The following is a 7,552-nucleotide window of genomic DNA, read 5'->3' on the forward strand; positions in this document are numbered from 1 at the left end:
ACCGGAAGTAGAGCCACACCACATGGCTGATGATCTCCCGAGGGTAGCGGAAACCGCGGTAAAGTTGAGAACCTGTCATCTCATCATTTTATCGAGGCGCGGCCGGCTGTGGCAACTTGACAATGCCGGTACGGACAGCGTGACGGTCTGGGTGGCGGCCCAGACGGGGGCAACAACGGCGGCGAGGGCGAGGGAGGCAAACAGTTTCTTCATGGTGAACTCCGATCAGTAGAAAAATGGCATGACGTAGGGAAATCCGAGCGCGACCAGAACCAGCGCGGCCACGATCCAGAAAATGAGCTTGTAAGTAGCTCGCACTTGGGGAATCGCGCAGACCTCACCCGGTTTGCAGGCCGCTGCCTGCCGGTAGATGCGCCGCCAGGCGAAGAACAACGCCACCAGCGCCACGCCGATAAAGATGGGGCGATAGGGTTCCAACACCGCCAAGTTGCCGATCCAAGCGCCGCTGAACCCCAAGGCGATCAGAACCAACGGCCCGAGGCAGCAAGCCGAGGCGAGGATGGCGGCAAGCCCTCCAGTGAAGAGCGCGCCGCGCCCGGTTTTTGGTTCAGACATGCGCTTGTCCTTTCGAATTGAAATTGGATAGCGTAACCTTACTTCCGTACTCATGTACGGAGTCAAGCGATATGGAAAACAATTTGGAGAACCTGACCATTGGCGTTTTCGCCAAGGCGGCCGGGGTCAATGTGGAGACCATCCGTTTCTATCAGCGCAAGGGCTTGTTGCTGGAGCCTGACAAGCCCTATGGCAGCATCCGCCGCTATGGCGAGGCGGATGTAACGCGGGTGCGCTTCGTGAAATCAGCCCAGCGGCTGGGCTTCAGCCTGGATGAGATCGCCGAGCTGCTGCGGCTGGAGGATGGCACCCATTGCGAGGAAGCCAGCAGTCTGGCCGAGCACAAGCTCAAGGACGTGCGCGAGAAAATGGCTGACCTGGCGCGCATGGAGGCCGTGCTGTCTGAGTTGGTGTGCGCCTGCCATGCGCGAAGGGGGAACGTTTCCTGCCCGCTGATCGCGTCACTACAGGGTGGAGCAAGCTTGGCAGGTTCGGCTATGCCTTAGCGTGCTTTATTTTCCGTTTTCTGAGACGACCCCTATTTGAGCCAGTCGGCCACTTTCGCCCGACCTGCCTTAGTGCGGGCCAGAGCGCGTGGCGTCTTGTGGCCGAGAGCCGGAACCGGCTCATCGAGCGTTTTCGCATATTCACGGGTCAGCATGTCGTGAACGATGCGCTCCATTTCGTGCGGTGGGATAGCCCAGAATACCGCCCATGCCGTGCGTCTCCCAAACGGTCGATTGCGGGAGGGCTGCGCCGATCGCGGCCGGGATCGCCGAAATGGCCTATTAAGTGTCCCAAAACCGTCTCTTGTTTCCTTCTCCGAAATCCGACTAGGTAGCGTCGAGTTTTCGGAGAAGGCCTTTGCTCGTCGGCTATGCGCGCGTGTCCACCAGGGACCAGTCCCCTGCCCTACAACTCAATGCGCTCCGCGAAGCCGGGTGTGAGAAGGTGTTCACCGAAAAGGCATCGGGCGCGCAGCGCGATCGGCCGGAATTGCGGGCTGCGCTCGATTATCTCCGCGCTGGCGACACGCTGGCGGTGTGGAAGCTCGACCGGCTCGCGCGCTCAGTCCGGCAGCTCGTGGAGACGGCCGAAGATCTCGCCAAGCGCGAGATCGGCCTTAGGGTGCTCACCCAGGCGATCGACACCACCAGCCCCGGCGGGCGGCTTGTTTTCCATGTCTTTGCGGCCGTGGCGGAGTTCGAGCGCGAGCTGACCTTGGAGCGTACCCACGCCGGGCTTGCCCAGGCCAAAGCATTGGGACGGCGCGGCGGGCGTAAGCCTGCGATGGGGCCGGCCGAGATCAAGCGGGCCAAGGCGATGCTCGCAGACCCGACCATTACCGTTGAAGAGGTGGCGTCGCAGCTCGGGGTACAGCCATCGACGCTCTACCGGCACATACCGGGCGGGCGCAGCTCGCTTAGCCAGCCAGGCTAGTCGGAGGCCGTCGTTCGACGGCCGAGTCTTTGCCCCACCCACACAACCCTTGGGCCGAACCTACGGCCCGGCAATCAGGCGAACAGGTCGCCGATCGCGCGAAGCCGGAAGGCGTTGCGCCAACGGCGCCGACGATGTTCGCTGGCGTCATGGACCATGTGGCAACGCTGACAGAGCGCTGCCAGGTTGCGCGGCCCGTTGTCGCCGGGATCATGGTTCAGGTGCGCGCTGGCGAGGACAACGCGCGTAACCCGCACATGGGCGGGCGGGTCGATGCCGGCGAACCCCGGCTGTGCTAGCGCCAGCTCGTCCGGCTTTAGCAGGTAGCGAAGCCCCCTGCCCTTCCCGTCACGCCAGCGTGTCGCGTCCTCGTCCCACCAGACGCCATTCCCTAAGTGCAGCACGTCGCGGCCGTGCGGGCGTCGGCAATGCTCGCAACGTCCCTTGGCGCGACGAAACCGGATTATGTCGGACAACTCGCGCCAGTCGATCGGATAGAGCCAGCGATGTTCGCGCGCGATCGGCATGATGATTCTATGAGTCAGCCGGGAGCGGAACGAAAGCGAAAACTTCGATTTACGCCCCTACTCGCCTACAAACCTTCATAGTGTCACAGGCGGAAAGGTCAGTAGTGCAGAATTATGCCGCTGCGAATTTGCGCGGCCGACCACCCTTACGACCGTTGGCGCGCGAGGCTGCGACCTTGACGGCCGTGCGGGAGCGACCCCCTTCCGCGCCGAGCTGGCGCGCCATCCATTGCTTCGAGCCGAACACGCCCTGGAGCAGCGCGGGAACGTAGAGGTCCGCATCAAGCTTAGGCCAGTGCAGCCCCAAGCCCGCTGGGCTGACTTCAATTTCAGCAAGGTTGTCGGGTGACGCATCGGCCAGTCCTTCCGCGAGCCGCGTCGGAAACGTCAGCTCGACTCCGGTATTGAGCGCGACCACGACCCGCGACCGGCGACGATCGTAGCGGGCGGACACGGCATGGCCGGCGGCGCGGATTGTTTCCATGCGCGCTTCCGCTTGCGCCAGCTCCTGCTCAGTAATCGCCATGTATCGTCCTCCATTCCGCGCATAACGTCGGCACCAGCTCGACCAGCGCCGCTTCGATCCGATTTACGTCCGGCACCTTGAACCCGTAGCTGTCCCGCAGTTCGGGCGGACCATCGGGACAGTTGAGGTTGAACACCGCCTCGCCTTCCGCGCCCTTCACATGGACATGCGCCGGACGATGATCGTTGGGCCAGATCACGACCCGCAGGCCACCGATGCGATAGACGACGGGCATGGGCCAACATATCAGAAACCCAAGCGCTAGGGAATAGTTGCATGGCGAGCGCGTCCCTTGCGGGACCGCGCTATCTCCGCTGCGCTCCGACCGAGCCGCTTACGGCGTCTCGGCGCTGGCGCGTGACGATCGCTCGCGCAAGAAGATGCGAAGGGTCTTTCCTTCACGCTCAATAACCTTCATAGTGTAACAGGTAAGAGGGCGAGAAGGGGCGAAGGTGCAAATCTACTCACTTATCAGCCAGAAGGGCGGGGCGGGTAAAAGCACCCTTGCCCGTCAGCTCGCGGTCCTCGCGGGCGGGATGGAGCCTAGCTTTATCATCGACCGCGACCCGCAGCGCACGACGACAAAATGGTGGACGCGGCGCGAGCAGATCGAACCGCCCTTTGAACGCCCCGAGCTGGTCGACCTAGACGGCATCACCTTGACCGACGCGGCCAAGAGCCTTCGCCGCAAGCCCGAGGGCGCGCTGTTCATCGACACGCGCCCCGCCGTCGAAGAGCCGGAGGCCGAGGCGGCGCGCGTGGCGGACTTGGTGATTGTGCCGGTGCGGCCTTCTCCCGACGACCTTGAGGCGGTCGGCGAGACGTTGAAGATATTGCGTCGTCTCGACCAGCGCGCGGTCGTCATCGTCAACGCAGCGAAGAACGATTCCCGCGCGACCGCGGCGCGCGCCGCGCTGTCGCGATACCCGGTCCCGGTTTGCCCGACCCACTTATCCGATCGCACCGTGTATCTGGACGCCTCGCTTGAGGGGAGGGGCGTGACGGAAATGCGCGGCCAGGCGGCGCGCGACGCGGCCGACGAGCTGCGGCAGGTTTGGAGCTGGATTCAGGAGATACGACATGAGCAGTAAGCGCACCGGGCGCGCGCTCGCCGACGTAATGGGCGAGCTGGACGAGGAGCCGATCGCGGCCCCGATCGCCGCGACGACGGCCGACGCCCCGCCCGGTCGGGACAGCGCGTCGCCGGCAATCGTGCCGATCAACGTGCAAGTCACCCCGCGCGACCGCAGGCGGCTTCGCCAGCTTAGCCTCGACACGGGGCTTAGCTTGCAGAAGCTAGGGCATGAGGCGTGGAACCGGCTGCTGGAGGCGCGCGGGCTAGAGCCGCTAGAGGCGGTCGCCGCCAGCGTGCCGAGCGGCCGATCGCGCCGCTAACCTTGGAGCCTTTATGACTAAGAAGGGCAGAAGGAAAGAAGGCGAGTTTACCGGCGTGCTGGACCAGCTCGACCTGTTCGTGACGTTGCCGGGCGACATACCGACCCACGACGAACAGGAAATGATGGAGCGGCCGTTTTTTAGCCTCTCCAAGCAGCGCCGCAGCGAGCCGATCGACTACTCGGTTCAAAACGGCACCACGACCGTCACCGTCAACGTCACGGCTCCGGCCGAGATCGGCATCGCGACCATCTGGGATTGCGACATACTGATATGGGCGGTGTCGCAGCTCCGGGCGGCTAAGGCGGCGGGGCAACCGACGACGCCGCACTTCCACGTCCCGCTCTACGAGCTGCTACGTGGGATCGACCGGCCGACTGGGGGCGACGAGTATCGCCGGATCGTGGAGGCGCTTGAGCGTTTGAGCGCCACCCTGATCCGCACCAACATCCGCCAGGGCAAGAAGAAGCGCCCCGAAGGTTTCCACTGGATCGAGCGCTACTCGGCACCGACCGACGACTTGGGGCGATCGACCGGCGTCGAGTTCACCATATCCGATTGGCTCTACGAGGGCGTGCTGACCGACCGCCTCGTGCTCGGCATCGACAGGGCCTATTTTAAGCTGACTGGCGGGATTGAACGGTGGCTTTACCGCGTCGTGCGGAAGCATGGCGGACATCAGGCGGCGGGTTGGGCCTTCACCATGAAGCAGCTCCATCACAAAAGCGGCAGCACCCAGCGCCTTGCCGACTTCGCCAAGGAGTTGCGGATTGCAGTCGAGCGGCAGCGGCTACCCGGCTATTGGCTGGAATTGGTGAGGAACGATGAAGGTGAGGAGGTTCTCAACTTCACAGAGCGGTGCCAGCTCTCGACCGACCATCCAGGCTTTCAGTTCAAGCGCCTTCCACGCCCCCCGATGGGGTTCCCGGCCGACTGAATGTCAGGGGCCAAAACCCCGATAGTGACCAAGCTCCGACTATCGGGGGAATGGCCCCTGCGAATCACGGGGTTTTGGCCCCGCGAATCACGGGGTTTTGGCCCCCGAAACAGCCGCTAACCCTTTGACACTACAGACCTAAAACGCTCCGTAAGAGTCTTAAACCTCCTATTATATAGGAGATTCTTCTTAATGACTTGGGCCTGTGGATAACCCAAATCGATCAACCCAATCGGGGGCCAAAACCCCGATAGCAGACGCTACAACAAACCGCAGTGCGATCGACCAAGGGAGAAAGACCAATGGAATCAGCCTGTGGCCGATGCGCTTTCGCTTCGTGCCGCCTTCGGCGTCACAGAGGCGGCGCAAGCGCCGCTTGCTAGGCGGGAAAGAAATAGGGCGGGTGGCGACAGAATCGCTCGCTACAGCCGCCCAGGCGCGTTGTCAGGGCAGGAGAGGGGTTTGCGGGTAGTTCGAGGGTGCTCGACCATCGCGAGTGTCCCCAGGAGGCTTAAATCAGGCCGGATCGAACAGGCCGGCGAACTCGCGCTGATCGTAGTAGCGGATTTTCTCTACTGCGAGCGGGTGTTCACCCTGGCGCAGCAGCAGGAGCTGGTCGGGCCGCATCCGCATGATTTGGCCTAGTCGGCCCGAAGCTGCGATTTCGGCCAAGTCGGAGAACGTTTTGGGAACGTGGCATTCGGTATTGACGATGGAAATCATGGGAGAGGACAGTTCGCTCCATCATAGGGAGTGGGTTGATGGATCGGAGTATTTCGGGCGGGGATTTGATCGGACGATGGAGCCTGAGCTTTGCCGATATTGATTTTGTAAATTCGAAGCCGGCCCTGACGCGCCTCGGCCTCGCCGCGCAGCTGAAATTCTTCGCTTCCCTGGGGTTTTTCGCGACCGATCCCGGCTCAATCCCTACCGATGGCCTCTCGTATCTGGCCGAGCAACTCGGTGTCGAGGCTGGCGAGATAGCTGGTTATGACTTTTCCAGTCGGACAGCACGACGGCATTGTGCGGAGATCCTGATCCATCTTGGATATCACCGCATGAAGCGGGTGGATCGCGAGCAATTGACGGAATGGATTGCTGGCGAGCTGTGCCCGGGCGGCCAGTCGATCAATGCCATGCTTGAGCATGTTTTCCTGTGGTGCCGGGACCGGCGTATTTATGGGCCGTCGCGCAAGGAGCTTGAACGTGTCGTTCGCTCACAACGGCAAGATTATCTGGACACCTGGCTGATCGGAGCCAGTGACCGGCTTTCGTCAGATGCGGTGGCGTTATTGGAAGCCTCGCTTGCCGATCCGGACAGCTTGACCGGATTCAACAGGATGAAGGGTGACGCCGGACAGGCAACGCTCGACAACATTCTCGACGTGACCGAGAAACTCGCCTTTATCCAGAGACTTGATCTTCCCCATGATCTCCTGACGGCTACGGGCAAGCCATGGGTCGATCAGATTGTTCGCCGCGTTGCCGGTGAAAAGGCCTCGGAGATGCGCCGGCATGCGCCGGCGCGACAGCTCGGCCTTTATGCGATTTATCTAATGTCGCGGGAGGCGCAACTCACTGACGCGATGATCGACCTGCTGATCGAAACCGTTCACAAGATCGGAACGCGCTCGAAACGCAAGGTGGTGGGCGATATCGCGAAAGACATCGAGCGGGTCTATGGAAAGGAGCGCTTGCTGGTCGAGATCGCCAGCGCCTCGATCAATGAACCATCGGGGCGCATCTGCGATGTCATTTTCCCGATCGCCGGTAAGGACAGGCTGGCGGCGATCGTCAAGGAGAGCCATGCGAAGGGCGCTCTGGACCGGCGCATCTACAAGGTGATGCGTGGTTCCTGGGCCAATCATTACCGGCGCATGCTGCCAAGCCTGCTTTCCGTACTTGGGTTCCGGTCGAACAACGCGGTGTGGCGGCCGGTCCTGGCGGCCCTCGACTGGATCAGGAGCAAGGTGGATGGCGGATGCCGCTTCGTGCCATTGCAGGATGTTCCGATCGATGAGGTGATTCCGGCGAGATGGCGCAGTTCCGTCATTGATGAAGAGGGGCGCGTAAACCGGATCAGTTATGAGCTTTGTGTCCTCGCGCAACTGCGCGATCGCATCCGTTCTAAGGAAATCTGGGTTGTCGGGG

Annotated in this window: 12 protein-coding genes; 6 read left to right on the plus strand and 6 right to left on the minus strand. The window is 62.2% G+C overall.

All coding sequences use genetic code 11. The features are described from left to right. Positions 1 to 75 precede the first annotated feature (75 nt). Positions 76 to 213, minus strand: a complete 138-nt coding sequence (locus WP12_RS24335) for a hypothetical protein (protein ID WP_443027887.1) — start codon at positions 211 to 213, stop codon at positions 76 to 78. A gap of 12 nt (positions 214 to 225) precedes the next feature. After that, positions 226 to 576, minus strand: a complete 351-nt coding sequence (gene merT, locus WP12_RS18910) for a mercuric ion transporter MerT (protein ID WP_003131974.1) — start codon at positions 574 to 576, stop codon at positions 226 to 228. 71 nt (positions 577 to 647) lie between these two features. Here merT and WP12_RS18915 point away from each other — a divergent pair, with 71 nt between their 5' ends. Then, a complete protein-coding gene (locus tag WP12_RS18915) occupies positions 648 to 1,082 on the plus strand; it encodes a mercury resistance transcriptional regulator MerR (protein WP_003131969.1) in 435 nt (144 codons plus the stop codon). A 358-nt stretch (positions 1,083 to 1,440) separates the two neighbouring features. Beyond that, positions 1,441 to 2,016, plus strand: a complete 576-nt coding sequence (locus WP12_RS18920; protein WP_044663667.1) for a recombinase family protein — start codon at positions 1,441 to 1,443, stop codon at positions 2,014 to 2,016. Positions 2,017 to 2,090: 74 nt separating this feature from the next. On the opposite strand, the gene WP12_RS18925 is transcribed toward WP12_RS18920, so the two are convergent. From WP12_RS18925 to WP12_RS18935, 3 genes are all read right to left on the minus strand, one after another. Continuing rightward, a complete protein-coding gene (locus WP12_RS18925) occupies positions 2,091 to 2,543 on the minus strand; it encodes a hypothetical protein (protein ID WP_044663668.1) in 453 nt (150 codons plus the stop codon). Positions 2,544 to 2,655: 112 nt separating this feature from the next. Then, positions 2,656 to 3,069, minus strand: coding sequence for a DUF2442 domain-containing protein (locus WP12_RS18930; protein ID WP_044663669.1), 414 nt, complete (start codon positions 3,067 to 3,069; stop codon positions 2,656 to 2,658). After that, entirely contained in the window at positions 3,056 to 3,304 is a 249-nt protein-coding gene (locus WP12_RS18935) for a DUF4160 domain-containing protein (protein WP_044663670.1), read from the minus strand. The genes WP12_RS18930 and WP12_RS18935 overlap by 14 nt, the downstream gene beginning before the upstream one ends. A 217-nt stretch (positions 3,305 to 3,521) precedes the next feature. Here WP12_RS18935 and WP12_RS18940 point away from each other — a divergent pair, with 217 nt between their 5' ends. The 3 genes from WP12_RS18940 to WP12_RS18950 are packed head-to-tail and all read left to right on the plus strand — an operon-like array spanning position 3,522 to position 5,401. Then, positions 3,522 to 4,160, plus strand: coding sequence for a nucleotide-binding protein (locus WP12_RS18940; RefSeq protein ID WP_044663671.1), 639 nt, complete (start codon positions 3,522 to 3,524; stop codon positions 4,158 to 4,160). After that, positions 4,150 to 4,464: a hypothetical protein gene (locus tag WP12_RS18945; RefSeq protein ID WP_044663672.1), complete on the plus strand. Its 315-nt coding sequence runs from the start codon at positions 4,150 to 4,152 to the stop codon at positions 4,462 to 4,464. Before WP12_RS18940 ends, WP12_RS18945 begins: the two co-directional genes overlap by 11 nt. Positions 4,465 to 4,477: 13 nt before the next feature. After that, positions 4,478 to 5,401, plus strand: coding sequence for a replication initiator protein A (locus tag WP12_RS18950; protein ID WP_083434661.1), 924 nt, complete (start codon positions 4,478 to 4,480; stop codon positions 5,399 to 5,401). Between the two features lie 516 nt (positions 5,402 to 5,917). Here WP12_RS18950 and WP12_RS25570 read toward each other — a convergent pair. Next, positions 5,918 to 6,124 (minus strand): hypothetical protein, encoded by a 207-nt coding sequence (locus WP12_RS25570; RefSeq protein ID WP_044663673.1) that lies wholly within the window; start codon positions 6,122 to 6,124, stop codon positions 5,918 to 5,920. Between the two features lie 38 nt (positions 6,125 to 6,162). Here WP12_RS25570 and WP12_RS18960 point away from each other — a divergent pair. Continuing rightward, positions 6,163 to 7,552: DUF4158 domain-containing protein (locus WP12_RS18960; protein ID WP_046195254.1), on the plus strand; the 1,390-nt coding region annotated here is incomplete at its 3' end.

The sequence above is a fragment of the Sphingomonas sp. SRS2 genome (assembly GCF_000971055.1).
Taxonomy (GTDB): Bacteria; Pseudomonadota; Alphaproteobacteria; order Sphingomonadales; family Sphingomonadaceae; genus Rhizorhabdus.